At 73.9% G+C, this 23,784-nt stretch carries 28 protein-coding genes, 1 tRNA gene and 1 riboswitch; of the genes, 11 read left to right on the top strand and 18 right to left on the bottom strand.

All coding sequences use genetic code 11. The features are described 5' to 3' along the window. Nucleotides 1-10 precede the first annotated feature (10 nt). From ACWGB8_RS05420 to ACWGB8_RS05390, 7 genes are all read left to right on the top strand, one after another. A complete protein-coding gene (locus ACWGB8_RS05420; protein ID WP_452210493.1) occupies nucleotides 11-244 on the top strand; it encodes a hypothetical protein in 234 nt (77 codons plus the stop codon). Beyond that, nucleotides 241-435: a hypothetical protein gene (locus tag ACWGB8_RS05415; RefSeq protein WP_452210491.1), complete on the top strand. Its 195-nt coding sequence runs from the start codon at nucleotides 241-243 to the stop codon at nucleotides 433-435. Before ACWGB8_RS05420 ends, ACWGB8_RS05415 begins: the two co-directional genes overlap by 4 nt. Further along, complete coding sequence (locus tag ACWGB8_RS05410) at nucleotides 432-701, top strand: hypothetical protein (protein ID WP_452210489.1); 270 nt, start codon at nucleotides 432-434, stop codon at nucleotides 699-701. Before ACWGB8_RS05415 ends, ACWGB8_RS05410 begins: the two co-directional genes overlap by 4 nt. 72 nt (nucleotides 702-773) lie before the next feature. Beyond that, nucleotides 774-1,967, top strand: a complete 1,194-nt coding sequence (locus ACWGB8_RS05405) for a tetratricopeptide repeat protein (protein ID WP_452210487.1) — start codon at nucleotides 774-776, stop codon at nucleotides 1,965-1,967. Nucleotides 1,968-2,038: 71 nt separating this feature from the next. After that, nucleotides 2,039-2,479 carry an NUDIX hydrolase gene (locus ACWGB8_RS05400; protein WP_452210485.1) on the top strand — a complete coding sequence of 147 codons (441 nt, stop codon included), beginning with the start codon at nucleotides 2,039-2,041 and terminating at the stop codon, nucleotides 2,477-2,479. Between the two features lie 159 nt (nucleotides 2,480-2,638). Further along, nucleotides 2,639-3,118, top strand: coding sequence for a carboxymuconolactone decarboxylase family protein (locus tag ACWGB8_RS05395; RefSeq protein ID WP_452210482.1), 480 nt, complete (start codon nucleotides 2,639-2,641; stop codon nucleotides 3,116-3,118). A gap of 24 nt (nucleotides 3,119-3,142) precedes the next feature. After that, the gene (locus tag ACWGB8_RS05390) at nucleotides 3,143-3,973 is read left to right on the top strand and encodes an isocitrate lyase/PEP mutase family protein (RefSeq protein WP_452210480.1); all 831 of its coding nucleotides are present in this window, start codon (nucleotides 3,143-3,145) and stop codon (nucleotides 3,971-3,973) included. A gap of 56 nt (nucleotides 3,974-4,029) precedes the next feature. Here ACWGB8_RS05390 and ACWGB8_RS05385 read toward each other — a convergent pair whose 3' ends face one another. From ACWGB8_RS05385 to ACWGB8_RS05340, 10 genes are all read right to left on the bottom strand, one after another. Further along, nucleotides 4,030-4,293 (bottom strand): hypothetical protein, encoded by a 264-nt coding sequence (locus ACWGB8_RS05385; protein ID WP_452210478.1) that lies wholly within the window; start codon nucleotides 4,291-4,293, stop codon nucleotides 4,030-4,032. Between the two features lie 67 nt (nucleotides 4,294-4,360). Next, entirely contained in the window at nucleotides 4,361-5,569 is a 1,209-nt protein-coding gene (locus ACWGB8_RS05380; RefSeq protein ID WP_452210476.1) for a cytochrome P450 family protein, read from the bottom strand. 1,330 nt (nucleotides 5,570-6,899) lie between these two features. Beyond that, complete coding sequence (locus tag ACWGB8_RS05375) at nucleotides 6,900-7,532, bottom strand: GTP-binding protein (RefSeq protein WP_452210474.1); 633 nt, start codon at nucleotides 7,530-7,532, stop codon at nucleotides 6,900-6,902. After that, nucleotides 7,510-7,857: a DUF742 domain-containing protein gene (locus ACWGB8_RS05370; protein WP_452210472.1), complete on the bottom strand. Its 348-nt coding sequence runs from the start codon at nucleotides 7,855-7,857 to the stop codon at nucleotides 7,510-7,512. The genes ACWGB8_RS05375 and ACWGB8_RS05370 overlap by 23 nt, the downstream gene beginning before the upstream one ends. After that, on the bottom strand, nucleotides 7,854-8,267 hold the full coding sequence (locus ACWGB8_RS05365) for a roadblock/LC7 domain-containing protein (protein WP_452210470.1): 414 nt from the start codon (nucleotides 8,265-8,267) through the stop codon (nucleotides 7,854-7,856). The genes ACWGB8_RS05370 and ACWGB8_RS05365 overlap by 4 nt, the downstream gene beginning before the upstream one ends. Then, on the bottom strand, nucleotides 8,251-9,516 hold the full coding sequence (locus ACWGB8_RS05360) for an ATP-binding protein (protein WP_452210572.1): 1,266 nt from the start codon (nucleotides 9,514-9,516) through the stop codon (nucleotides 8,251-8,253). Before ACWGB8_RS05360 ends, ACWGB8_RS05365 begins: the two co-directional genes overlap by 17 nt. Nucleotides 9,517-9,669: 153 nt before the next feature. Further along, the gene (locus ACWGB8_RS05355; RefSeq protein WP_452210469.1) at nucleotides 9,670-11,991 is read right to left on the bottom strand and encodes a SpoIIE family protein phosphatase; all 2,322 of its coding nucleotides are present in this window, start codon (nucleotides 11,989-11,991) and stop codon (nucleotides 9,670-9,672) included. 152 nt (nucleotides 11,992-12,143) lie between these two features. Then, the gene (locus ACWGB8_RS05350; RefSeq protein ID WP_452210467.1) at nucleotides 12,144-12,713 is read right to left on the bottom strand and encodes a TetR/AcrR family transcriptional regulator; all 570 of its coding nucleotides are present in this window, start codon (nucleotides 12,711-12,713) and stop codon (nucleotides 12,144-12,146) included. A 115-nt stretch (nucleotides 12,714-12,828) separates the two neighbouring features. After that, nucleotides 12,829-13,653, bottom strand: a complete 825-nt coding sequence (locus ACWGB8_RS05345) for an alpha/beta fold hydrolase (RefSeq protein ID WP_452210465.1) — start codon at nucleotides 13,651-13,653, stop codon at nucleotides 12,829-12,831. Nucleotides 13,654-13,798: 145 nt separating this feature from the next. Continuing rightward, on the bottom strand, nucleotides 13,799-14,089 hold the full coding sequence (locus ACWGB8_RS05340) for a YiaA/YiaB family inner membrane protein (RefSeq protein WP_452210463.1): 291 nt from the start codon (nucleotides 14,087-14,089) through the stop codon (nucleotides 13,799-13,801). Nucleotides 14,090-14,329: 240 nt separating this feature from the next. Continuing rightward, nucleotides 14,330-14,491: riboswitch (cyclic di-AMP (ydaO/yuaA leader) on the top strand. A gap of 11 nt (nucleotides 14,492-14,502) precedes the next feature. Here ACWGB8_RS05340 and ACWGB8_RS05335 point away from each other — a divergent pair. Beyond that, the gene (locus ACWGB8_RS05335; RefSeq protein ID WP_452210461.1) at nucleotides 14,503-15,360 is read left to right on the top strand and encodes a M23 family metallopeptidase; all 858 of its coding nucleotides are present in this window, start codon (nucleotides 14,503-14,505) and stop codon (nucleotides 15,358-15,360) included. 71 nt (nucleotides 15,361-15,431) lie between these two features. Here ACWGB8_RS05335 and ACWGB8_RS05330 read toward each other — a convergent pair whose 3' ends face one another. Further along, a complete protein-coding gene (locus ACWGB8_RS05330; protein WP_452210459.1) occupies nucleotides 15,432-16,298 on the bottom strand; it encodes a hypothetical protein in 867 nt (288 codons plus the stop codon). A gap of 42 nt (nucleotides 16,299-16,340) precedes the next feature. On the opposite strand from ACWGB8_RS05330, the gene ACWGB8_RS05325 reads away from it, so the two are divergent. From ACWGB8_RS05325 to ACWGB8_RS05315, 3 genes are all read left to right on the top strand, one after another. After that, on the top strand, nucleotides 16,341-16,919 hold the full coding sequence (locus tag ACWGB8_RS05325; protein WP_452210457.1) for a GNAT family N-acetyltransferase: 579 nt from the start codon (nucleotides 16,341-16,343) through the stop codon (nucleotides 16,917-16,919). Nucleotides 16,920-17,084: 165 nt separating this feature from the next. Beyond that, complete coding sequence (locus ACWGB8_RS05320; RefSeq protein WP_452210455.1) at nucleotides 17,085-17,828, top strand: sensor domain-containing protein; 744 nt, start codon at nucleotides 17,085-17,087, stop codon at nucleotides 17,826-17,828. A gap of 153 nt (nucleotides 17,829-17,981) precedes the next feature. After that, nucleotides 17,982-18,710 (top strand): hypothetical protein, encoded by a 729-nt coding sequence (locus ACWGB8_RS05315; RefSeq protein WP_452210453.1) that lies wholly within the window; start codon nucleotides 17,982-17,984, stop codon nucleotides 18,708-18,710. A gap of 82 nt (nucleotides 18,711-18,792) precedes the next feature. On the opposite strand, the gene ACWGB8_RS05310 is transcribed toward ACWGB8_RS05315, so the two are convergent. The 7 genes from ACWGB8_RS05310 to ACWGB8_RS05280 form a co-directional block, all read right to left on the bottom strand. Beyond that, a complete protein-coding gene (locus ACWGB8_RS05310; protein WP_452210452.1) occupies nucleotides 18,793-19,941 on the bottom strand; it encodes a hypothetical protein in 1,149 nt (382 codons plus the stop codon). Between the two features lie 420 nt (nucleotides 19,942-20,361). Beyond that, nucleotides 20,362-21,174 carry a hypothetical protein gene (locus ACWGB8_RS05305; RefSeq protein ID WP_452210451.1) on the bottom strand — a complete coding sequence of 271 codons (813 nt, stop codon included), beginning with the start codon at nucleotides 21,172-21,174 and terminating at the stop codon, nucleotides 20,362-20,364. Nucleotides 21,175-21,363: 189 nt separating this feature from the next. Further along, nucleotides 21,364-21,437, bottom strand: a tRNA-Met gene (locus tag ACWGB8_RS05300). A 61-nt stretch (nucleotides 21,438-21,498) separates the two neighbouring features. Then, the gene (locus ACWGB8_RS05295; RefSeq protein WP_452210449.1) at nucleotides 21,499-22,230 is read right to left on the bottom strand and encodes a hypothetical protein; all 732 of its coding nucleotides are present in this window, start codon (nucleotides 22,228-22,230) and stop codon (nucleotides 21,499-21,501) included. 13 nt (nucleotides 22,231-22,243) lie between these two features. Further along, nucleotides 22,244-22,546, bottom strand: a complete 303-nt coding sequence (locus tag ACWGB8_RS05290) for a type VII secretion target (protein WP_452210447.1) — start codon at nucleotides 22,544-22,546, stop codon at nucleotides 22,244-22,246. A 213-nt stretch (nucleotides 22,547-22,759) separates the two neighbouring features. Beyond that, nucleotides 22,760-23,251 (bottom strand): hypothetical protein, encoded by a 492-nt coding sequence (locus ACWGB8_RS05285; RefSeq protein WP_452210445.1) that lies wholly within the window; start codon nucleotides 23,249-23,251, stop codon nucleotides 22,760-22,762. 103 nt (nucleotides 23,252-23,354) lie between these two features. Further along, the gene (locus ACWGB8_RS05280) at nucleotides 23,355-23,765 is read right to left on the bottom strand and encodes a hypothetical protein (RefSeq protein ID WP_452210443.1); all 411 of its coding nucleotides are present in this window, start codon (nucleotides 23,763-23,765) and stop codon (nucleotides 23,355-23,357) included. Nucleotides 23,766-23,784 lie beyond the last annotated feature (19 nt).

The raw sequence follows: 23,784 nt of genomic DNA, 5'->3' as shown, positions 1-23,784 counted from the left end.
GATCGGGAGGATGACGGCGGAGGCCCGTCGCGAGGCCGCGTACGCCGTCGAGGACCTGCTGGCCACGCTGGCCGCGGCGGGGGTGTGCCTGCCGTCGGTGGGTGTGGACTGGATCTCGGCCTCCGCCACCGGGGTGGTCCTGATCGACCTGGGGGCGGCGAAGACGGACGAGGTGGTGCTGCTGACCGCGGTGCTCCGCGACGGGGTCAGGGCCAGGCTCGCGGCCGGGGAGGAGGAGGGATGAACGAGTTCGCGTCGCCCCGGCCGGGCGATGTGGTGCACGACTTCCGCGCCCGCCGGACGGGGGTGGTGATGGACCGGATCGCGGGGCTGCTGTACCTGCGGCGGCCCGCCGGGGGCGTCGAGTGGACGGCGCGGCCCGAGCACACCGGGCGCCCCCCGGAGGATGCCGAACCCAACCACCGGCCGTCGTGAGCCGCATTCGGCCGCGGGCCCCGGGCACGTTCCTCCTCGTCGTGGCGTCGGCGGTCTCGGTGGCCGTCGGCGCCGTGGCGGGTCTGGTGGTCGCCCTCCCGTGGCGCGGCTGCCGTCCCGGCGCCGCCCACCTGTTGTTCCTCCTCACCCTCTGCTCGGTCACCGTCCTGATGAACGCGACCCTCGCGCGGGCCCTCGGCAGCGGGCGGAGGTCGTCCACCGCGAAGTCCGCACAGCCGAGGCCATCCGCGAGACGGGCGAGCTGATCGCACGCCCACCCGCTCAAGCTGCGGTACGACGAGTCCGCCGTCTCGCACTGGCTGGCGGGCACGCGGCCCATGGCGAAGTGTCAGAAGGTTGTGCTGGAGGTGCTGACCCGGCGCCTGGGACGGCCGGTGACCGAGTTCGAGGCCGGGTTCGCCGATCATCCCGACGTGCGGCCCGCCTCCGCGGATACCGTGACAGGACTGATCGACCTCGGGAGCATGGACATGGACCCATCGCGCAGGGGTGTGCTCGGGGCGGGCCTGTACTCGATCGCCCTCACGGTCCCCGGCTGGCCGGACCACATCGGGCGATTCGAGAAGCTGAAGGCCGACCCGCACACACGCATCGGCATGGCCGAGGTGGAGTCCGTCATCGCCATGGCGGAGAAGATCAGCGAGCTCGACGACCAGTTCGGGGGCCGGACCGCCCGGCCGATGGCGGCGGCGTTCATGGTCAACAACATCGCCCCGTACCTCAAGGCCACCGCCACTGACGCGGTCCGCAAGGCCATGCTCTCGGCCGCCGCCGACCACCTGTACCTGACCGGCTACATGGCCGTGGACGAGCGCTTGGACCTGCTCGGCCAGAGCTACTACACCAAGGCGCTGGAGCTGGCACTGGCTGCCGGCGACCACCTCACCTACTGCACGACCCTGCGGGGCATGAGCGTTCAGGCCGTCGAACTCGGTCATGGCCAGGCCGCTTTGCGGTACGCCGACGCCGCTTCCGTCGCCTCACCCGAAGCCGGGCCCCGTATGCGGGCCTTCCTTGCCGGCCAGCAGGCCCACGCCCTCGCCCGGACCGGCGACCGCTCCGGCGCACTCGCCATGCTCCACTCCGCCGAAGTCGCCATGGAACAGGCCGAGTCCAAGGCCAAGGCTCACGGCTCCTACGATCCGTCCTCGCTCGCCTACCACGTCGCCCAGGTCAACTACGAACTCGGCGATCGCGAAGGCGCCATCCGGGCCCTCCAGCACTCCGAGAAGGTCCGGCCGGCGGTCTACCGCCGGGCCCGGGTCCGCCACCGGGCGATGGCCGCAGAATGGCTGCTGGAATCCGGACGGCTGGAGGAAGCCGTCCAGAGCTGGAACCTCGCCCTCGACGACTTCCCGCACGTACAGTCCGGCCGCGCCGACGATCGCTTCCGCACCATGCTCTCCGCGACCACGCCACACCGCCGCAACCGCCACATCCGTGAACTCCTCGAACGTGCCCGCCCATTGGCGGTCGGGCGATTTCGGCTTGACGTCCGCGGCGTCGCATAGCCGGGACCCCTTCCCGTGGCGCGGCTGCCGCCCCGGCGTATCAAGATCAGCGACCATCACGAGGAGCTGCAGTGACCGTCACCTCCCCCGAGTTCGTGGCCGGCCTGGCGGCCGACGCCGAAGCCGCCGGTGTCACCGGCTTCGTCGCCGCCGCCGTGATCAACCACGACGGCCGGGTCCTGCTCGTGCGCCGCAAGCCCGACGACTACCTGGGCGGGATGTGGGAGATCCCCTCCGGGACGGTCGAGTCGGCGGAGGGGGAGACCATCCTCGACGCCCTGTTCCGCGAGACTGCCGAGGAGACCGGGCTGGCCGTCAAGGAGGTCACCGGCTACCTGGGGCACTTCGACTACGCGAACAGCCAGGGCGGCACCACCCGTCAGTTCAACTTCGCGGTCACTGTGGAGAAGACCGAACCGATCGTCCTCACCGAACACGACGCCCACCAGTGGGCACTCCCGACCGAGCTCCCCGAGGTCAGTGACGCCGTCCGCAACCTGCTTGCCCCCTGATTCAGGGCGCCCTACCCCGGAGACTCTGCAGCGCGGCCCGCCGCTCGAAGCATCGAGAGGCGGGCCGCGGCCGTGCCGTCCGTACCCGCCCGAGTGGCCCACGATCTGCGGGGCCGAATGCACCAGTCGGGCGGGCCAGGCGGTTCCTACTGTGGCTGTATGACGACCACCGTTGACCACGCCACCCTTGTGCCCGCTCCCGACCGCCGACTCGACCTGGCGGGCTCCGCGCCCGACTTCTACGCGACGATGCGAGCCCTGGACGGGGCCGCCCGGAAGGGCGTCGACCCGGTCCTCGCGGAGCTGGTGAAGGTCCGGGCGTCGATGATCAACGGCTGTGCCTTCTGCATCGACATGCACTCCACGGACGCCGTGAAGGCGGGCGAGCAGGAGCACCGCCTGCTCTCCCTCCCGGCCTGGCGGGAGACGCCGTGGTTCACCGCCCGGGAGCGGGCCGCGCTGGCGCTGACCGAGGCCGTCACCCTGCTCACCGAGGGGCACGTCCCGGACGCGGTGTACCAGGAGGCCGCCGCGCAGTTCTCCGAGGCGGAGCTCGCCCACCTGATCGGGCTGATCTGCGTCATCAACTCCTGGAACCGGATCAGCGTGACCTGCCGTTTCACCCCTGCACCCAAGTAAGGCCCACCCACAGACGAGGGAGCCATGACGAACACCCAGCAGGCCAAGGCCCGCCTCCTGCACGAACTGCACCACGCCGGAGAGCCGTTGGTGCTCGCCAACGTCTGGGACGCGGCCGGCGCCCGACTGGTGGCGAGGGCCGGGGCGCCCGCCGTCGCCACCGCCAGTGCCGCCGTCTCCTGGACGCTCGGCAGCAGCGACGGGGAGGGCGCCGACCTGGCGGAGGTGCTGGCGCAGACCGCGCTGGTGGTCCGCTCGGTCGACCTGCCCGTGACGGCCGACCTGGAGGGCGGCTTCGCGGACACTGCCGCCGGGGTCGGCGCGACGATCGCCGGGCTGCTCGCCACCGGGGCGGTCGGCGTCAACCTGGAGGACGGCCGCCACGGCGGCGGCGGGCCGCTGTGGCCGGTCGCCGAGGCGGCGGAGCGGATCGCGGCGGCCCGGGCGGTCGCCGACGAGGCGGGGGTGGACCTGTTCATCAACGCCCGCACCGACGTCTTCCTGCGGGCGGTCGGCGATCCGGCGGGCCGGGTCGAGGAGGCCGCGGCCCGGCTGAACGCCTACGTCGAGGCGGGTGCGGACGGCGTCTTCGCCCCGGGGGTCTCCGACCCGGAGAGCATCGGCAAGCTGGTGGCCTCCGTCCCGGCGCCGCTGAACGTGCTGGCCGGTCCCGGCTTCCTCACCGTGCCGGAGCTGGCCGCGCTGGGCGTGGCCCGGGTCAGCCTCGGCCCCGGCCTGGCCAGGACGGCGTACGCGGCGGTGCGGCGGGCGGCCGAGTCGGTCTACGGCACGGGTGGCTACACCGCGCTGGCGGACGGCCTCAGCTACCAGGAGCTGAACGGCCTGGCGGGCTGACCGGCACCGGGGTGGCCGGCGGAAGCGCCGGCCACCCCGGAAGGGCCGGGCGCCGCTCAGCCGATCTGGCCGTGCAGCCCCGGGCTGGTGGTCTGCTGCTGGATCTGGGTCCGGCCGAAGTCCTTGAGCGCCTTCACCGGGCGGTCGGTGACGGGCAGTTCGCCGGCGGTGTCGAGCACGGTGTCGGCGGGCGAGACCTGGAAGCCGCTGCTGAGTCCGCCCAGCGCGTCCGGCGACGAGGCGGTGGCCGCGGACGCGGCGGGGGCGGCCAGGCCGAGGCCGGTCATGGTGAGGGCGGCGAGCGCCGCGAGCTTCTTCATGACCGGCCCAACGACCCGGCCGCCGTCAGGTCACCCGCCGCCGTCAGGCCGTACTGTCCTGGGGACCTCAGACCGTGACGCGCAGCGTCTTCACGCTGTTGCTGACGAACGAGGCGATCGGCTCCGGCTCCTCGCCCTTCGCCAGGGCGAGCCCCGGGAAGCGCCCGAACAGTTCCCGCAGCGCCGTCTCGGCCTCCAGCCGGGCGAGCCCCGAGCCGAGGCAGAAGTGCGGGCCGTGGCCCAGCGACAGGTGCCGGTTGGGCTGCCGGGTGAGGTCGAAGCGGTCGGCGTCCGCGTGGTGCGAGCCGTCCCGTCCGGCGGCGGCGTACGAGGCGATCAGGGCCTCGCCGCGGCGGATCAGCACCCCGCCGACCTCGATGTCCTCGACCGCGTAGCGCAGCGGGAACTGGCCGACCGGCGAGTCGTACCGCAGGGTCTCCTCGACCGCGGCCGACCACGGCTGCTCGCCGTCGAGCAGCAGGCGCAGCTGCTCGGGGTGGGCGAGCAGCGCCCGGACGGCGTTGGTGATCAGGTTGAGGGTGGTCTCGTGGCCGGCCACCAGCATCAGCAGCAGGGTGCCGACGAGCTCCTGCTCGCTGAGCCGGTCGTCGGACTCGCGGGCGGCGATCAGCGCGGTGGTCAGGTCGTCGCCGGGTTCGGCGCGCTTGGCGGCGACCAGCGAGGCGAGCAGCGCGTACAGGGCCTGCTGGGCGGCGACGGCGGCGGCAGGGGTGGCGGAGCTGGAGACCAGGGTGTTGGAGAGCTCGTGCAGCTCGTCCTGCTGCTTGGGCGGCAGGCCCAGCAGTTCGCCGATGACCTGCATGGGCAGCGGGTAGGCGAAGTGCTCGCGCAGGTCGAACTCGCCCTCCAGCAGGGCGACCCGGTCGAGCAGCGCCCCGGTGCGGGCCTCGATCGCCGGCTGGAGCTCGGCGATCCGGCGCGGGGTGAACGCCTGGGTGACCAGCCCGCGCAGCCGGCGGTGGTCCTCGCCGTCGGCGGTGACCATGCCGGGGACGGTGACGAAGTTGGTCAGCGGCCAGCCCTCGGGCAGCCGGCCCTCCCGGAAGGTGTTCCACAGCTGCGCGTTCTTGCCGACCCGGGGGTCGGCGAGCAGCTCCTGGAGGGTGTCGTGGTGGGTTATCGCCCAGACCACCACCCCGCCAGGGAGCTCCACCAGGACCGCCGGGCCGGCGGCTCGGAGCCGGGCGTTCTCGGCGTGCTGGTCGCGTCCGAAGGGGTCGAGTCGGACGGGCTGGAGGGTGTCGGCGGTGTCCATGCGGGCCTCTCGGGGTCGGCGGTGGCGGCGGGGTCGGTGCCCGGGTCGCCGGCGGGGCGGGGCGGGGTGAAGGCGCTGTAGAGCACGGGCAGGGCGACCAGGGCGCGCGACCAGGGCGACGGTCGCCAGGCCAGCTCCCCGGCGGGCACCGCGAGCTGGAGATCCGGCAGGCGGTGCAGCAGGGTCTCGACTGCGGTCTCGACGATGATCCGGGCCGGGTGCTGGGCCGGGCAGACGTGCTTGCCGGCGCCCCAGGCCAGGTGGGCGCGGTTGCCGCCGAGCGCGCCGTGCGCGGCCGCGGCGGTGCTGCCCTGGGCGGCCGGGTCGGCGTTGGCGGCGGCCAGTCCGAGGACGAGCATGTCGCCGGCGCTGACGTACTGGCCGCCGAGCACGGTGTCGGTGGTGGCCCAGCGGCCGGGGAAGTTCTGCGTCGGCGGGTCGCGCCAGAGCACCTCCTCCAGCGCGTCGGAGACGGTCAGCCGGCCGCCGGTCAGGGTGGCCCGGAAGCGGCGGTCGGTGAGCAGCAGCCGCAGGGTGTTGCCGGTCCAGTTGATGGTGGTCTCGTTGCCGGCGACCATCAGGACGACGAGGTGGTGCACCGCCTCCTCGTCGGTGAGCGCGGCCTCGTGGGCGAGCAGCCAGGACGTGAGGTCGGGGCCGGGTTCGGCGCGGCGCCGGCGGACCAGGTCGACCAGGATCGCCTGGAACTCGGCGTTTGCCCGCTGCGAGTCCTTGCCGCTGTCGGCGATGTCGCTGATCAGCCCGATCAGGTGCGGGCCCGCCTCGGCGGGCAGGCCGAGCAGCTGGGTGAAGACCAGCAGCGGCAGCCGGCGGGCGTACTGGGCGATCAGGTCGGCGGTGCCGTCCGGCCCCCAGCTGTCGATCAGGGCGTCGGCGGCGGCCTCGGTGGTCCCCCGCAGCTGGCGGTGGTCGATCCGGCCGAGGGTGTCGGCGACGGCGGCGCGCAGCCGCTGGTGCTCGGCGCCGTCGAGGTTGAGCAGGGTGGGCCGCCAGGAGGTCATCGGCAGCAGCCGGGAGTCGGGCTTGAGCCGGCCCTCGGCGGGCACCCGCCAGCGGCGCGAGTCCTTGGAGAACAGCGCTTCGTTGCGGGTGAGTTCGAGCAGCTCGGGGTAGCCGAGGACGAGCCAGGCCTCGACGCCGGGCTCCAGCTCGATCGGGGCGACCGGGCCGTACTGCGCGCGCAGCCGGGCGTACAGGCCGTGCGGGTCCTCGGCGACCGCGGCACCGTGCAGCGCGGGGTAGCCGTTGGTGGAGGCGTGCGCGGGGCAGCCGGGCGGCGGGGCGACGGCGCCGCCCGGCTCGGGAGTGGTCATCGCTGGAGCTCCAGGACGGAGGTGGAGTGCAGGTGGTCGACGAAGTCGATCAGCAGGTCGTAGGCGGCCCGCCGGTCGCGCGCGTCGCAGTGCAGGATCGGCACCTCGGGCAGCAGGTCGAGGGCGGAGCGCAGCTCCTCCTCGGGGTAGCTCGGGCTGTCCGGGAAGGTGTTGACGGCCACGGCGAACGGGATCCGCTGCTCCTCCAGCCGGCCGAGGACGTCGAAGCTCTCGTCCGGGCGGCGCAGGTCGACCATGGCGATGGCGCCGAGCGCGCCGCTGGCGAGGTCGTCCCAGAGCGGCCAGAACCGCCGCTGCCCCGGGGTGCCGAAGAGGTACAGGGCGAGCCGGGGGTTGAGCGTGATCCGGCCGAAGTCCAGGGCGACCGTGGTGGTGGTCTTGCCGGGGCGGCCGGTGAGGTCGTCGATGCCGCTGCTGGCGGCGGTCATGGTCTCCTCGGTGCGCAGCGGGGTGATCTCGCTGAGCGAGCCGACCAGGGTGGTCTTGCCGACCCCGAACGGGCCGGTGACCAGGATCTTCACGGCGCCCCGCACGGAGGGCGGCAGGTACTGGGGCGCTGCGTCGAGCGGTGCTGCGTCGAGCGGGTCAGCGGAGTTGGCGGAGGCCAACGAGCACCTCTTCCAGGAGGGTCGTGGGCAGGCGCTCGGCCTGCGGTACGGGTGGGAGCACCTGGACGGCGCCGAGGTCCCAGAGGTCGCCGACGAGGACCTTGACGATGCCGAGCGGCAGTCCGAGGTAGGCGGCGATCTCGGCGATCGACAGCAGGCTGCGGCAGAGGTCGAGGATGCGCTGGTGCTCTCGGTTGAGCAGGGCGTCCTCGGGCAGCGGCGGCGCGTCGGGTAAGGCGCTGACCAGGCTTTCGACGGCGAGCGCGGCCCGGGTGGGGCGGCTGCGTCCGCCGGTGATGACGTAGGGCCGGACCGGCCCGCTCACCGCTGGCCCCCCGCCGCGTGGTCGACGCGCGGCGGGCTGGTGAGGTGGGTGCCGATCCGCTCGACGAGCACCTGCATCTGGTAGGCGACCAGACCGGCGTCGACGGCCTCGCCGGTGACCACGGCGAGGTGGGCGCCGGCCCCGGCGGTGACGATGAAGAGGTAGCCGCCGCCGTACTCGATGACGATCTGGCGGGTGGTGCTGGTCCGGCCGCCGAAGCCCTGGGCGACGCCGCGGGCGAGCGACTGCAGGCCGGAGCAGGCGGCGGCGAGCCGTTCGGCGTCCTCGCGCAGGATGCTGCCGCTCCGGCCGATCTCCAGGCCGTCGTTGGACACCACGACGGCGTGCTGGACCTCGGGGACGGAGACGATGTCGGCGAGCAGCCAGCCGAGGTCAGGGGTGGTGGTCATGGAACTCTCCGGGGCGCTGGGGAGGCTGGGGGGAAGCGGGCAGGGTCGGTGCGGGGGCCGCGGGCCGGTGGCGGACGGCCGAGCGGCCGTCTGCGGTGCCGGCCTGGAACATGGCCATGAACGCCTGCGCGTCCCGGGCCGAGCGGTACGGCGGGGGTGCGGGGGCGGCGGCCGGCCCGGGGGCGGGGGCGGTGCGCCCGCGCCGGTGGCTGCGGCGGGGCAGGGGCGGCGGTGCGGTGGTGTCGCGGGCCGGTGCGGCGGGGGTGGCCGGGGCCGCGGGGGCGGCCGGGTACTGCGGGGGTGCCGGGCGCCGGGGTGCGGCGGCCGGGAAGTCGCGGTCGTCGAAGCCGGGGACGGTCGGCGGCAGCGGTTCGGTGAGCAGGGCGTTCGGCAGCAGCACCACGACCCGGACCCCGCCGTACGGGGAGGGCGCGGAGCTGAGGGTGACCCGGAAGCCGTACTGCTCGGCGAGCCGGCCGACCGCGGCGAGGCCCAGTTGGGGCACCTCGCCGAGCCGGGAGACCTCCAGGCTGCTGCCGCCGGCCAGCGCGGAGGCGGCCTTGACGACGGCGTGCTCGGGCATGCCGACGCCGCCGTCGTCGATCTCGACGACGGCGCCGTTGTGCACCGGCATCAGGGTGACGAACACCTGGGTGCTGGGCGGGGAGTAGCGGGTGGCGTTGTCGAGGAGTTCGGCGACGGCGTGGATGAGCGCCTCGGCGGCGGCGCCGACCACGGCGGTCTCGATCCGGCTGCGGACGACCACCCGCTGGAACGGCAGGATGCGCGACTGGGCGCCGCGCACGACGTCCTCCAGGGCGACCGGTTCGGGCCAGTGCCGGCCGGCCCGCGCCCCGCACAGGACGGCCAGGGTCTGGGCGAGGCGGGCCTGTTGGGCGGCGGCGTGGTCGGCCTTGAGCAGCCCTTCGAGCAGGGCCGGGTCGTCGTGGGTGCGCTCCATCTCGTCCAGCAGGGCCTGCTGGTCGTGGGCCATGACGAGGATGCGGCGGGCGACGCTGAGGAAGGCCCGCTGGGTGGAGGCGGTGAGCTCCTGCTCGTGCTGGACGGCGGCCAGGTCGGCGCCGCGGCGGGTGAGTTCGCCGTCGAGCTGTTCGCGCAGCCGGTCGAGTTCGCGCTGCTGCCGGAGCAGCCGGCGGCGCTGGGTGCGGGTGACGGCGCGGTAGCGGGCGGCGGCCACGAGGGCCAGGGCGGCGAGTACGCCGGTTGCCGTTGCACACCACTGAGTCATCGTCACGCCGCGAATTCTAGGGTGATGATCCTACGAAGGTGTGAACGGATCTCACCAGGTGACTCGATCCCGTCAAAATGACGTCAATCCGACGTCGCGCGAACGGTTTTCGGGGTCCGCCGGCCCTTGCGCAAGGCCGCTCCCCCCGCCCCGTCAGCGCGGCGCCGCGGCGGTGCGGTGGAGCAGCAGCAGGGCGACGTCGTCGGGGCGCGAGCGGCGCTCGGTGACGTTGAGGGTGAGCAGGTCGGCGAGCCGCTCCAGGGCGGCGGCCGGTCCGAGGTGCACCGGCCCGGCCCGGTCGGTCCACAGCTCCAGCCCGTCCAGCATCCGCTGCACCGACTCGTCGTAGTCCTCCTCGCGGTCCTCCACCAGCCCGTCCGTGTACACCAGCAGCGTCTCGCCGACCGCCAGGTGCCCGTAGGTCGGCCGGTACTCCTGCCCCGGGTCGACGCCCAGCGGCGGGCCGCCCGGCACGTCGAGCTCGACCGCCCCGGACGCGCCGATCCGGACCGGCGCGGGGTGCCCGGCGCGGGCCGCGCAGAGGGTGCCGTCGGCCGGGTCGAGGGTGAGGTAGAGGCAGGTGGCGAACAGGTCGGTGTCGAGTTCGGAGAGCAGCCGGCTGGTGCGCGCCAGCGTCGCGGCCGGGTCGTGGCCGTCGGTGGCGTACGCGCGCAGGCCGCTGCGCAACTGGCCCATCACGGCGGTGGCCTCGGCGTTGTGGCCCTGGACGTCCCCGATGACCAGGCCGACCCGCCCGTCCGGCAGCTTCAGCAGGTCGTACCAGTCGCCGCCGATCTGCATGCCCTCGGTGCTCGGCAGGTAGCGGGCGGCGCTGGCCACGCCGGGCAGCCGGGGCAGGCTGCGGGGGAGCATGGCGCGCTGCAGCTCGGTCGCCCGGTGGTGGTGGGTGTCGTAGAGGCGGGCGCGCTCCAGGGACTGGGCGAGGATCCCGGCGAAGGCCGAGTAGAGGGTGCGGTCCTCGCGGCCGAAGGTGCGCTCGGTGGCGAAGGTGATCAGGCAGGAGCCGACCTGCCGGCCGGAGGCGATCAGCGGCAGGACGGCCCAGGCGGCCGGGGTGAGCGGGCCGCCGTGCTCGCGCGTCCGTCCCGTCGGGCCCGGCTCGCTGAACAGCGGGGCCGAGCGGGCGAGCGCGCGCTGCATGACGCCCTCGGAGAGGTCGGCGAGCCGGTTCAGCTCGCTGCGGCGGGGGCCGCCGTAGACGGTGTGCGACACGGGCAGCAGCCGGCCCTCGTCGACCAGGTCGAGCACGATGCTGGCCGCCCCCAGCGCGGGCCGGGCGACGTCGTTGACCGCGGTGGTGACGTCCCGGACGGTGACCGCCCGGGAGAGCGCGCGGGTCAGCGCGAGCAGCAGGGCGGTGCGGGCCCCGGCCGGGGGCTCCGGCCGCCCCGGCGCCCCGCCCCCGTCCGGCGGCGGCTCCTCGGCGGCGCGGGCCCGGTCCGCGTCGGCGATCAGCCCGGCGATCCGGACCGGGCGGTCGTGCACGTCGAGCATCACCTCGCCGTGCTCCTCGATCCGGACGACCCCGCCGCTCCCGCGCAGGACCCGGTAGTCCAGCCGGTACGGCCCGCCGGCCGCGATCACCTCGGCGAGCGCGGCCTGAACGTCGGGCAGGTCCTCGGGGTGGACGATCCGGTGCAGTTCGGGGGCCTCGGCGGATTCGCCGTCCGGCGGCGGGGGCAGGCCGATCACCCGGTACGCCTGGGCGTCCCAGAAGGACTCGCCGGTGACCAGGTCGCGTTCGAAGGCGCCGCGCCCGGCGCTGCGGACGGCGAGCGAGAGCAGCGGGTGGGCGAGTCCGGGGCTCCGGGCGCCGTCCGGGCCGCCGTCGGCGGTGTGGATCCGCGGGCCGGGCCCGGGGCGGTCGGTGCCGCCGGTGCCGCCGGGTGCGGTCGGGCGCCGGCCGTGCTCCAGCAGGTGGGCGAGGCGGTGGGCGCAGGCGTCGGCGATCGTCTCCAGCACGTCGAGGTCGCGCCGGGGGACGGTCCCGCGGTGGGCCAGGGCGAGCCCGAGCACCCCGATCGGCTGCTCGTCGACGATCATCGGCAGGGTGACGACGGCGACCATGCCGGTGCCCATGCCGGCATTGCGGTTGGGGTAGTCGGCGCCGGTGCGCTCGGGGCTCAGCAGGTACGGGCGGCGCAGCCGCAGTGCCATCCCGGCGGGGAGTTCGCCCGCCGGGTCGACGACGCCGTAGCGCTCGTGGGCCCAGTCGGGCAGGCCGTGGGAGGCGGTGAGCCGGAGCATTCCGGCGGAGTCGAGCAGGTAGAGCGCGGAGCCCTCGCCGGTGATCCAGCCGGGGCCCTCGGCCAGGACGGTGCCGAGCAGTTCGGCGGCGCTGCCGCAGGAGAGGAGCAGGCGCACACAGCGCATCGCGCTACGGGCGGTGGGGCCGCCGTGCGTGCTGCGGTTCCCTTCCTCGGTGGGGGGAAGCCACGGTGAGGTCAGGTCCATCGGGATACCCGGCCTTTCCGCTCCGAGGGGGTGGGCGTCCTTGGGGGTTCCTCATTTCTTCATACCTTAATTCTCGTGCGGAGGAATGGTCCTCCGGACGGCGCACCACTACCAGTGTCCGGGCGCCCGGGGGATCCGGCGCGACGGGAGCCTCAGCCCTTCGGCCAGGCGCGCAGCCCACCGGTCAGCACGGCGACCAGGCGGTCCTGGGTGACCGCCGGGTCCTCGGAGAGCTGGAAGGCGCCGCCGATCGACAACGAGGCGAAACCGTGGGCGACCGCCCGCACCGTACGCGCCGCGTGCACCGCCTCGGCCCCGTCCAGGCCGTACTCGCGCAGCACCGCCACCAGCACCCCGACCAGCCGCGCGGCCGCGCGGGCCAGCTCGGCGTCCGGGTCCGGGGCCTGCGGGAGGGCGTTGTAGCGGTGCGGGTGCTCGACGGCGTACGCGTGGTAGGCGCGCAGCACGGCCTCCACCGCCTCGTCGCCGCCGCGGCCCAGCGCGGCCGCGGCGAGGCGGTCGGCCAGCTCCGTGGTGACCCGCACGCCGACCAGCCGGCGCAGCTCGGCGAGCCCGCCGCTGACGTGCTTGTAGAGGGAGGGGGTGGCGACCCCGGCGCGGCCGGCCACGGCGGCGAGGGTGAGCGCCTCCGGGCCCTGCTCGTCGATCAGGGCGAGGGCGTGGGTGACGACCTGGTCGGGGGTGAGGCCGACGCGGGGCATGGGGTCCTCCGGGGGAAGGGGGGTGGGGCGGACGCGGGGTGGCGCGGGGGTGCGGTTCGGGCGGGGGTGCGGCTCGCGGCGTGCGGTTCGGGCCGCACGGTTCGGTCCGTACGGCTCAGAGTGCGGCGAGGAAGGGCAGTAGGGCGTCCGCGGTGGCCTGCGGGGCGTCGGCCATCGGGTAGTGCCCCGACCCCTCGATCATCACCTTCCGCCCGCGCAGGGCGGCGGCCTGCCGGTCGGCGACCGCCTCCGGCTTCGGGAAGTCCGGGTCCTTGCTGCCCATGACGACCAGCGCCGGGCAGTGCACCGCCGCGCCCCAGCCCTGCGGGGCGGAGTCGCCGCGAACGTGGCCGCGGGTCGCGGTCTTCCGCCCCGGGGTGCGCATCGCGGCCACCAGACCGTCGACGTACGCGTCGAAGTCGGCCGGCCGGGCGCCCGGGTAGGCCATCTTCCGGTGGTACAGGCCCCAGAAGGCGGGCGAGTGGATCAGCAGGGTGCCGAGGACGCCGAAGACGGCGCGCTGCACGGCGGTCTGCGGGAGGTTCTCCACGAAGGCGTTCAGCAGGGCGATCCCGGCGACCCGCTCGGGCGCGTCCCCGGCGGCCTTCACCACGCTGGCGCCGGTGTAGGAGTGGCCGACCAGGGCGGCGCGCTCGATGCCGAGGTGGTCCAGCAGGGCGAGCACGTCGCCGGCGATGGCGGTGGGGGAGTAGTCGTCCCAGCGGATCGAGGAGTCGCCGAAGCCGCGCAGGTCCATGGTGATCACCCGGTGCCCGGCGGCGGTCAGCAGCGGGTGCAGGTGCCGGTACGCGGCGCGGCTGTCGAGCATGCCGGGCAGGAGGACGACGGGGTGGCCGTCGCCCTGCACAGTGTCGTCGTAGGCGAGCCGGCCGCCGGGGACGTCCAGGTACTGCGTGGCGGGGGTGCTGATGGCGGGCATCGGGGTCCTCCTCGGTCCGGCGGGTGCGGCGTGCACTCCGTAGCCATAAAGCTAAGGCTAATAGCCTTAGCCGTCAAGCGACGGCCGTCGGCGGATCCGGGAGGGGGTCGGGAGTGAGGAGGGGGCTGGGGGCGGGAGGGCGCGGTCAGACCCCTTCCACCTTGAAGGGGTCGTGCTCGGCGAGCAGCTTGTCCAGCCGGGCCTGGTCGACCCGGCTGACCAGCTCCGAGGTCTCCTGGCGGTCCCGGACCACCTTGGCCAGGGTGAAGCAGGAGGTGACGGTGTAGAGGAGGCCGATCCCGAGGAAGGCCCGGGTCCAGCCGCCCACCGGCAGGTAGGCGATCCCGACGGCGACGGCCCCGGCGGAGAGGGCGAAGGAGAGCACGGCCTGGACGTAGTACGCGGCCGTGGTGCGCGACTGCATCGGTGCGTTCATGGCGCCAGGATCGCGGCGGCCGGGAGCGCGCACATGAGTACCCGTACTCAATCAATGGTCGTTCGTTGACGTCCCATAACGTTCGGTAGTGTGCAGGAGTCGTCAAACCTGCCAAAACGCCCATCCGGTGTGAAGGTGTCAGGGCAGTATCGGACTGTCCCGGGCGGATGGCTTGGAATCATGGGCTCCTCGGATTAACGTTTGATAACGCAGCGCGGTCGACACGCCGTACCAGACGGCACCGCGCGCACGCTCAATCCCGACGACCCGCCCCCGGGCTGGTCAGGGAGCCGGGGAACCACGTTCCTTGGGGTGAATCGGCCGAGCCCTCGGGCCCGACCGTAGGAGACCTTCCTGCTCCGAACCCGTCAGCTAACCCGGTAGGCGTGAGGGAAGGAAAGGAGCGCGCCTCCGTGGCGTCGACGTACTCTCCGGCACACCTGCCCGGCTCCAGCGCCGGCACCCAGCTGCTCGACCAGCCGTGGCCGCCCGCCCACGCCGACGGATACGGGACCGCCGACGAGACCGCCCCGCAGCCGGCCGAGACCAACCGGCACCGGATGCCGCGTCAGACCCGCGGCACCGCTCCGCTGCTCGGCGTCACCGCCGCCGTCGCCACCCTCGGCGCCACCGGCTTCGCCTCCGCCACCCCGGCCGCCGCCCCCGCCGTCTCCACCCCCGACGAGACCCCCGTCGCGCTCTCCGCCGACCCCGGACTCGCCCTCGCCGCCCGGATCCAGCTCCAGGCCGACAGCCAGCGCACCGCCGCCGAGGAGAGCGCCCGCCTCCAGGCCGCGCAGGAGGCGCAGGCCAAGAAGGCCGTCCAGCAGCAGGAGGCCAAGAAGGCCGCCGAGGCCGCCGAGCGCGCCAAGCTCGCCGCCGTCAACCTGCCGCTCAAGGACTACCGGGTCTCCGCCCACTACGGCCAGAGCGCCCGCTACTGGGCCAACCTGCACACCGGCCTCGACTTCGCCGCCTCCACCGGCACCCCGGTCTTCGCGGTCGGCTCCGGCACCATCACCTCGGCCGGCTGGTCCGGCTCCTACGGCTACCGCATCGTGCAGACCCTGCCCGACGGCACCGAGATCTGGTACTGCCACCTCTCCTCGATCACCAAGGGCTCCGGCAAGGTCGTCCCCGGCCAGCAGATCGGCAAGGTCGGCGCCACCGGCAACGTCACCGGCCCGCACCTGCACCTGGAGGTCCGCCCCGGCGGCGGCGCCCCGGTCGACCCGGAGAGCTGGTTCGAGCAGCGCGGCATCAACCCCTGAACCCGCGGTGAACGGCCCCGGTCCGCCCTGCGGACCGGGGCCGCCGCGCGCTCAGAGCCGTCGTCGCACGCTCAGAGCCCCGCGAGGTACGCGTCGATCTCCTCCTGGCCCGGCTCCGGTGCCAGCTCCGGGTACTCCTCCACCAGCAGCCCGGCCAGCCCCGGCACCGTCCACTCCCCGAACAGCTCCAGCGCCACCCCGGCCGCCGCCCCCTCGAACGCCCCGAAGTCCCCCGCCAACTCCTCGGGCATCGGCCGGCCCTGCGCTGTCAACTCCGCCAGATTGCGGTAGCTGCGCCGCATCAGCCCCTGCTCCAGCAGTCGGCGGGCGCCGTCCGTGGCCATCCCGACCGACAGCAGCCGGGCCGGACCCCAACCGCCGTCACCCTCCACCGGATCCAGCCAACCCGCCTCCTCCAGGCCCGCGAACACGGCCGCCCGGTCCTCCTCCGCCAGCTCCCGGAACGCGTCCAGCCACTCCCGCACCGCAGCCCCGTCGGCGGTGTCCACCCCGTGCGCGTGCAGCAGCAGCGCGTACAGCCGCGGCCAGGTCACCAGGTCCGCGCGGCGCAACAGCCCCGCCGCCAGCTCGCCCTGCCACTCCGCCTCGGCGTGCAACCGCTCCTGGCGCTTGGCGTTCAACCGCCGCGCCGCCCGCTGGTGGTCGATCAGCAGCCGCACCGCCCGGCCGTAGTCCAGCGGATCCGCCTCCGGCTCCGGCTGGACGTACAGGTACAGCCGCTCGTACAGCAGCTGCTCCAGCACGTTCGAGGTCAGCTCGGGCCAGCCGTCGTGCATCCTGCCCTCGCCCAGTTCCAACAGCGCCAGCACCGCTCGCAGCGGCCCCTCGGGCACCGGCGGGAGGCCCTCGGCCTCCGCCCAGGCGAGCAGTTCGGCGGCCCTGGTGCGCGGGGCGAGCCGCAGGTCTTCGTCTTCCATGTCACGTACGGTAACCGCTCCGCGGGAGTAGGGTCGGCAGGCATGGTGCCCGTCCTGCTCACCGGCCCCCGGCTGGCCATCCGCGAGTTCCAGCACACCCCCGACGACGTCGACGCGCTGCACGCCGTCTTCGGCGACCCCGAGGCCACCCGCTACCTGCCGTTCGAACCGCGCGACCGCGAGGACTGCGCCGACCAGATCGAGCAGTACCTGGAGGAGGCCCACCGCCCCGAACGCACCGTCTACCGGCTCGCCGTCACCCGCCTCGCCGACGCCGACGCCGACGACCCCGCCCGTGCCGAGCCGATCGGCAACGCCGCCCTCGGCCTCGGCGAGCACCGCAGCGCCACCCTCGGCTACGCGCTGCGCCGCGACACCTGGGGCCTCGGCTACGCGGGCGAGATCACCGCGCTGCTCTGCGGCTTCGCCTTCCGCACCCTCGGCGTGCACCGGCTGGTCGCCCGCACCGACGTCGAGAACGCCGCCTCCGTCCGGGTCCTCACCCGGGCCGGCTTCCGGTTGGAGGGACGGCTGCGGCACGACACCTTCCTGCGCGGCGCCTGGCGCGACTCCTACCAGTACGCGCTGCTGGACGACGAATGGCGGCCCCGGGCCCGTTGACGCCGGCCGGGGGCACACGGGCCGGGGGTTTCGTACGGAGCGGGGGTTATCCCCACCCCCGCTCCGCCGGGTGACCGGATCCCCCCGGGACACGGCGCTCTGCCAGGCTGGAGGAAGTCGGCGGGACCGCCGGCGGCCGACCGATCCGAGGACCGAGGCACGGGGATGAGCAGCCAGTACGCACCGCACAGCGAGTACGACACCGCCGACACCGACGGCGGCCTCGCGGCGGCCGGCCCGGCCCGCCCCCGCCGCACCGAGGAGGCGCCCTACTTCTGGCGCGCGCCCTTCGCCTCGTACAGCTACCGCGAACTCGGGTACCTCCTGACCCGGCTGCCCATCGCGATCGTCGGGTTCAGCCTCACCGTCACCCTGTTCAGCTTCGGCCTGGGCACCGTGGTGACCGTGCTCGGCCTGCCGGTGCTGGCCGCCCTGCTCGCCGGAGCCCGGGGCTTCGGCCGACTGGAGCGCGCCCGGGCCCGCTCCCTGCTGGCGCTCGACGTGCCCGCCCCCGCCCCGGTCCGGCCCAAGCGCCCCGGCTTCTGGCCGTCCATCGGCGCCCGGCTCTCCGACACGGCCGGCTGGAAGGCCGTGCTCTACCAGGTGGTGATGCTCCCCTGGGCGATCCTGTCCTTCACCCTGGCGCTGGTCTTCCTGCTCGTCGGCTGGACCATGGCGCTGTACCCGGCGTACCACTGGGTCTTCCCCACCTACACCGACTGGCCCGGCTACCGGGTCTTCGACTTCTGGGACGACGCGAACGCGCACCACGTCTACTACATCGAGTCGCCCGCCCAGATCGCCGGCGTCGCCCTGGTCGGGCTGCTGCTCGTCTTCCTCACCCCGCAGCTGGTCCGGGCGATGGCGAGCGTCGACCGGGCCGCCGTCCGGGGCCTGCTCGGCCGCTGACACCCAGGCCCACTCCTCGCCGCCCGGTGTCCCGCCCCGGCCCGCCTCCTCGCCCGCCCCGGCCCGCCTCCTCGCCCGCCCCGGCCCGCCTCCTCGCCCGCCCGGCCCGCCTCCTCGGATGCGGGCCGGGCCCGGCCGTGTTCCGATGGCCGCATGGCCGACCCCCCACCCGGCACCCTGGTCACCTCCCGCCCGCTGGACGAGTACTGCGGGCTCTTCGGCCTCACCCGGTCCGCCCTCGCCGCCCTCCCCGGACCGGTGCTCGACTGCCCAGGCGGCGCCGCCGCACTCGCCGCCGAGGCCCGCACCCTCGGCTGCCTGGTCATCGCCGCCGACCCCGCCTACGCCCGCCCCGCAGCCGAGGTCGCGGCCGACGCGCTCGCCGCCCGCACCGCCATGGCCCGGGCGATGGCCGACCGCCCCGAGCTGTACCCGCCCGTCCGCGTGCTCCCGGCCGAGCGCTACCTGCGCAGCTGGGACCGCGCCCGCCGGCTCTACACCGCCGACAGCGCCGCCCACCCGCAGCAGTACGTGGCCGCCGCACTGCCCCGGCTGCCGTTCGCCGACGGCACCTTCGCCCTCACCCTCAGCGGCTACCTGCTCTTCGCCTACCCCGAACTCTTCGGCCCCGAGCGGCAACTGGCCGCCCTCACCGAACTCGTCCGGGTCACCGACCCCGCCGGCGAGGTGCGCGTCCACCCGCTGCACGACGGCCGCAGCCGCCGCTGCCGCCACCTGGACGGGCTGCGCCGCGCCCTCGGCACCCGCCGGATCGCCAGCGAGATCCGCACCTTCCCCCGCCCCGGCGACGGCCTGACCCGCCGGGTCCTGGTGCTCCGCGCCGCCGACCACCGCCGCCGCCGCGCGGCCGGTAGGCCGTAGGCCAGTCCGCCTCGTTCCGGCCCCCGCCGGTGCCGTCCCCGCCGGTGCCGTCTCCGCCGGTGCCGTCCCGGATCGCCCCGCCTCAGCCGCGCGGCTCCGGCTGCTGCGGGAGCGCCACCCCGGGGGCGGCGGGCTGCTCGGCCCCGGTTCCGGCAGGCGGTGCCGGGGCCACGGCGGATCCCGGGAAGGCGGGGGTCGCCGGGGCGTCCAGGCGGGACAGTATCTTCTCCGCCAACCAACTGCGGTCCGAGCCGTACGGGATGCCGTCCGCCGCCAGCAGCCGCCCCGCCACCGCGTCACGCAGCCGCTGCGCCTCGTCCACCGGCAGCAGCGACAGCAGGCCGCGCGCCGCCAGCAGGGCGTGGTACTGCTCGAAGCCCGACCGCGGCTGCTCGATCGCCGCCAGCACGCTCGACAGGTCGCCCAGCGCCGGATCGCCCTGCATCAGCGCCAGCGCCTGCAACCGGCGGGCCTCCGAGCCGTCCGCGAACAGCTCCCGCACCTGCTCGGCCGTCAGCGCCGAGCGCCGCGCCGTCGACCGGACCTCCGCCACCACGCTCGCCGGGCCGGCCGTCGGCAACTGCCCGGCGACCTCCCGCGGCTGCTCCCCGCTGCCGCCCAGCACGCCCAGATGCTGCATCGCCCGCACCCGCAGGTCGTCCGCGCCGACCTTGTCGCCCCTGCGGTCGCGGTCCTGGCCGGCCAGGAAGAGGTCCAGGGCCCGGTCCGCGTCCGACAGCACCTGCGGCAGCAGCAGCCGGGTCACCAGCCAGCCCGCCAGGAAGCCGAACAGCAGGAAGTACAGCACCAGCGCCGCCGCGAACGGCGCCGTCCCCGACTCACCGCCCAGCGCCGGCGCCAGCGCCGTGCCCAGCCGGTCCAGCCGCTCGCCCAGCGAGCCGAGCTGGGTCAGCCCCACCCCGAGCAGCACCTTGGTCAGCCAGTCCGAGACCTGCTCCAGATTGGTGTTCGGCACGTACGAACCCGAGCCCTGCGGCTGCTCGCCGCCGCCCCGCATCCGCGGCACCCCGAACAGGAAGCCCAGCGCGGCGCCGACCACGGCCGCCGCCCCGGCGACCACCAGGCCGCCGCCGAACGCCTGCCAGAACCGCGCCCGGCCCAGCGAGAACAGCAGCAGCCCCAGCACCCCGACCCCGGGCAGGACCACCGCCGCGACCCGCTGCACCCTCCGCAGGGCCGCCGCACTCCCGGCCCGCTGCACCCTCGCCATCGCCGCCCCCTCGCCCGCCCCGCCACCGCCGTCGGAGTCGTTGTGCCCCGCGGATCCGGGGTGGACTCTAGCGTTCGGGAACGTTCGGGATCCGCTGCCACCGGGGCACCGGAGAACGACTGCGGACAGCAGACAGCCCGCGGGCTGCTCCGCACCGCCGGGCCCTCGGAGGGGCCGGGTGGCGCGGCACCGGGGATGTACCGGTGAGCCCGCGGGCCGGGTGACTGCTATGGATTTCGCCTGCCGGAGGCCGAGGGCCCCACCCTGCGCAGGCAGGGGCGGCTCTAGCGAGCAGCCACCTCACGCATCCTGATGGAACTCAATTCAGGATCACCTCCCTTCAGTGTGCAGCCACCATAGGCAGCGCACGCCGGGGAGGGCAACGGATTATCCACCCGCCGCGTCCTGGTCCCGCAGGCGTCAGGCGCCGGCCGGGAACTGCTTGCGGAAGATGTTCATGTCGATCACGTTGTCGGCCGGCGGCGGGGTGACCTGGACCGGCTTGTCGTAGTCGGTGAAGTCGATCGTGCCGGGCTCCGAGCCGGTGTTCTCCACCCGGACGGGGTACGGCTTGCCCTCGGTGGCGATGTGGACGAGGCTCTTCTCGCCGTCCTTGTTGACGCTGTTCAGGCTGAAGGTCTTCAGGCCGTTGACGGTGCCCGCCGAGCCCTTGGTGACCTTGCCGCCGTCGGCGTCGGTGAGGTCCTTGGTGAAGACGGCCAGGTTGCAGAAGCTGGCCATCTGCTTCATCTCCCGGTCGCTCATGTCACCGGTGAGGTAGCGGCCCTTGAACAGCTCGGCGGCCTTGTCGCCGCCCGGGCCGGCCTGGCTCTTCCAGAACGCGGCGTCCGGCTTCAGCCACGCCTTGGTGCCGTCGCTGATGATCTCGAAGCTGCCGACGGCGCCCATCGCCATGGTGCCCGTGCACTGGCCCTTGGTGTCCAGGATCAGGTCGATCTTCATCGAGCCGGTGTCCATGGCCGCCTGGCCCTTGATGTGGACGGAGGTGGCCGCCGCCATGGCGTCCTTGGCCTTCTTCTCGATCTCCTCGGCGGTGAGCTTCTCCGTGTCGAGGGCGGGAACGGTCGGGGTGGGCGACGGCGCGGCCGTGCTCGGGGCAGCGGCGTTCGGGCCGGTGGCCGCGGTCTTGTCCTTGTCTCCCCCGCATGCCGTCGTACCGGCTGCCAGGGCCAGACAGATCACGGCAGTGCTGACAAGGCGCTTCGAGGTCATTCGGTGTTCCTTCTCCGTACAGTGCGGCCACCCGAGCGGGTGACCCGGCGATCAGTATCCAGTGCCGCCCGACGGCCCGATCTTGGATATGCACGGTGTTACCGCTTCGTTCCCCGACCGTGGCTTCCCCGTGGCCCGGACATACGAAAGGCCCGGAGGACGAATCCTCCGGGCCTTCCGGCTACTGAGTAGCGGGGACAGGATTTGAACCTGCGACCTCTGGGTTATGAGCCCAGCGAGCTACCGAGCTGCTCCACCCCGCGTCGGTGAACACAACGATACGGGGAAGTCGCCCGGATGGGAAATCGCTTCTACCGACAGCCCTCACGCCACGGCGTCGGGCCACTTCCCGTGCGGGAATCCGGACGGGTCGGAGGCCTCGCCGGTCAGTGTCACGAACTCGGTGACCTGGGAGCCCAGGACGGCCAGGAGGGCGGTTCCGGCGGTCGCCAGGACGGCGGTGTTGACGCCGGCCTCCTCCACGATGATCAACGCACCCGCCCAGGAGAAGACGGCCGAGCCGAAGGCCACGATCGCGGCGACGGTCGCCGTGATCAGCTTGATCACGACTGCGAGCACCGCGACGTAGAAGGCCATCGCCGCGACGGCGCAGATCAGCAGGGAGGTCCCGATCTTGTCGGCGATGTCGCCGACTCGGGCCGCCGCGTCCTTCTGCAGGGCCGCCGCGTCCGCGTAGTTGTCCGCTGCGTCGTCCTTCCAGGACCGGTTGGTGGGGCGGACCTCCGGGCGGATCTCATCGGCCACGGCTTTGGCCCGTCCGCGCACGTCCTTCCAGTCCAGACCGTAGCTGAACATGTAGACCGGTGCGACTACGCCCTTGAGCAGATCGAGGACGGAATTGAGGATGCCCTTGCCGATCGACACCACCTGGTCGGCCAGCCATATGATCCCGTCCGCCACCTTCTGCGGGACGTACCAGTGGTTCGTGGCCTGCTGTGCGGCCGGACGGACCCGCGCCAGCTCGGTGTTGAGCTTGTTCGTGCCTGATGTGAGATCGCCCATCAGGGCCTCGTACTGTGCCAGGCTGAAAGCCATCGTCTCCCCCGTGTCAGATGTTCCGGAACTCGGCCGAGGTGCCCTCTTCGTTCCGTTCGTAGTTTCCGGCGATCCGCCGTAGAGCCTGGGCGATCTCCGAGGTCGCGGTCGACCCCTCCTTGCAGCGGGCGGAGACCATCGTCACCAACTGTCCGTACGGACCCGTGACCAGCTGGAAGATCCCCGACTCCAGTCGGTTCATGCTGGTGGCCTCGGTCTTGGTGGCGATCTTCGCCAGCTCCTGGCTCTGTTCGTCCCAGATCTTGGCGTCCTTGCGCAGGTCCTCGGGCGTGACCTTCTTCTCCTCGTCGCCCATGAGGCGCCCCCTCGGTCTCGATGTCGTTGCGGGTGTCAGTCGTCCAGGGATGCGGCAGGGTTGTGCAGTACGGCCATCGACTCGGCCAGCAGACGGTCCAGTCGACGGCCAGGCGCTCCGGACTCCTCCACCGCGGCAGCGAGGCGGGTACGGGCGGCGGCCAGGACGGTGTTGAGTTCCCGGGAGATCTCCGAGCCCGTCCGGGGGGGCGGCTCACCCGGCGTCGATGTCGACCGACCGCAGCCCGGCGACGCCCAGCGTGACGCTCACCGTGCCGGTCCGGTTGGCTGCCGCACCGGAGGCGTCGAGCAGGGCGGGGGTGGTGGCCGATTCGACCTGGGTGGCGACGTCGAGGAGTTCCTCCAACACCTCGCCGAGCGGCCTAGTGCCGTCGACGGCGTGGGACGGGGGGTCCTGTCGGGGGTCCGTCCCGGAGAAGTCCCGGTGGTCGGTGCTTCGTTCGCCGGGGTGGTCCGCGCGGGTGGCCCCGGAGCTGTCGAGTTCGCGGGCCCAACTCTCCATCCGTCGCATCCCGGCCGCGCGGGATGCCTCCAGGACCGCGGCAGCGAGGTCCTGTGGGCGGATGCGGTTCTTCCAGGGCGCCGCGACGGTGACGGTCTCGGGCAGGCCGGAGGCGTCGATCGTCACGCCGACCAGACCGCTCGGGTCCTCGCCCACCTCGCTCGGGGGCAGTGCCTCGGACACCGAACGCAGGGTGCTGCCCAGGCGGAGTGCCTCCTCCCTGATCCTGTTGAGTTCCTCGATCGTGTGATCGTTCGTCGCAGCTCCAGGTGATCGGGTGGCGCGGTCATTCGGATTTCCCGGTCGGCGGGATGCGGCCGACGCAGCCCGCGGTCACCAGGAGGGCCGTGACCGCTGCCGCCAGTGCGAGCCCGGTCGCCTTGTCGCCCGGTCCGACCGGGTCCAGCAGCAGTCGCAGCGCGTACAGCAGGAGCCAGCCGCAGACCGGGGAGAAGGACAGCACCAGGGCGCGGCGGCCGGGGGCGGGGAGGCGGACCGGCCGGACCGCCAGCGCCGTTCCGGTGGCGACGAGCAGCGCGGCCGCGACGACGGAGGCGAGGGCGAAGGGCTGTCCCAGGGGGAGCCGCTGGGCGGAGCCGTGGTCGATCCACGTCCACAGCGTGTAGGCGAGGCAGGCGAGCGCGCAGCTTCCGGCGATCCGGGCGCGGGTCCTGCCGATGGGGTCGGTGGGGCTCATGGATCCGTCCCTTGGTGGC

Source organism: Kitasatospora sp. NPDC054939 (assembly GCF_053610105.1).
The sequence above is the reverse complement of the archived record's forward strand: the minus strand, read 5'-3'. Positions and strand labels throughout refer to the sequence as shown.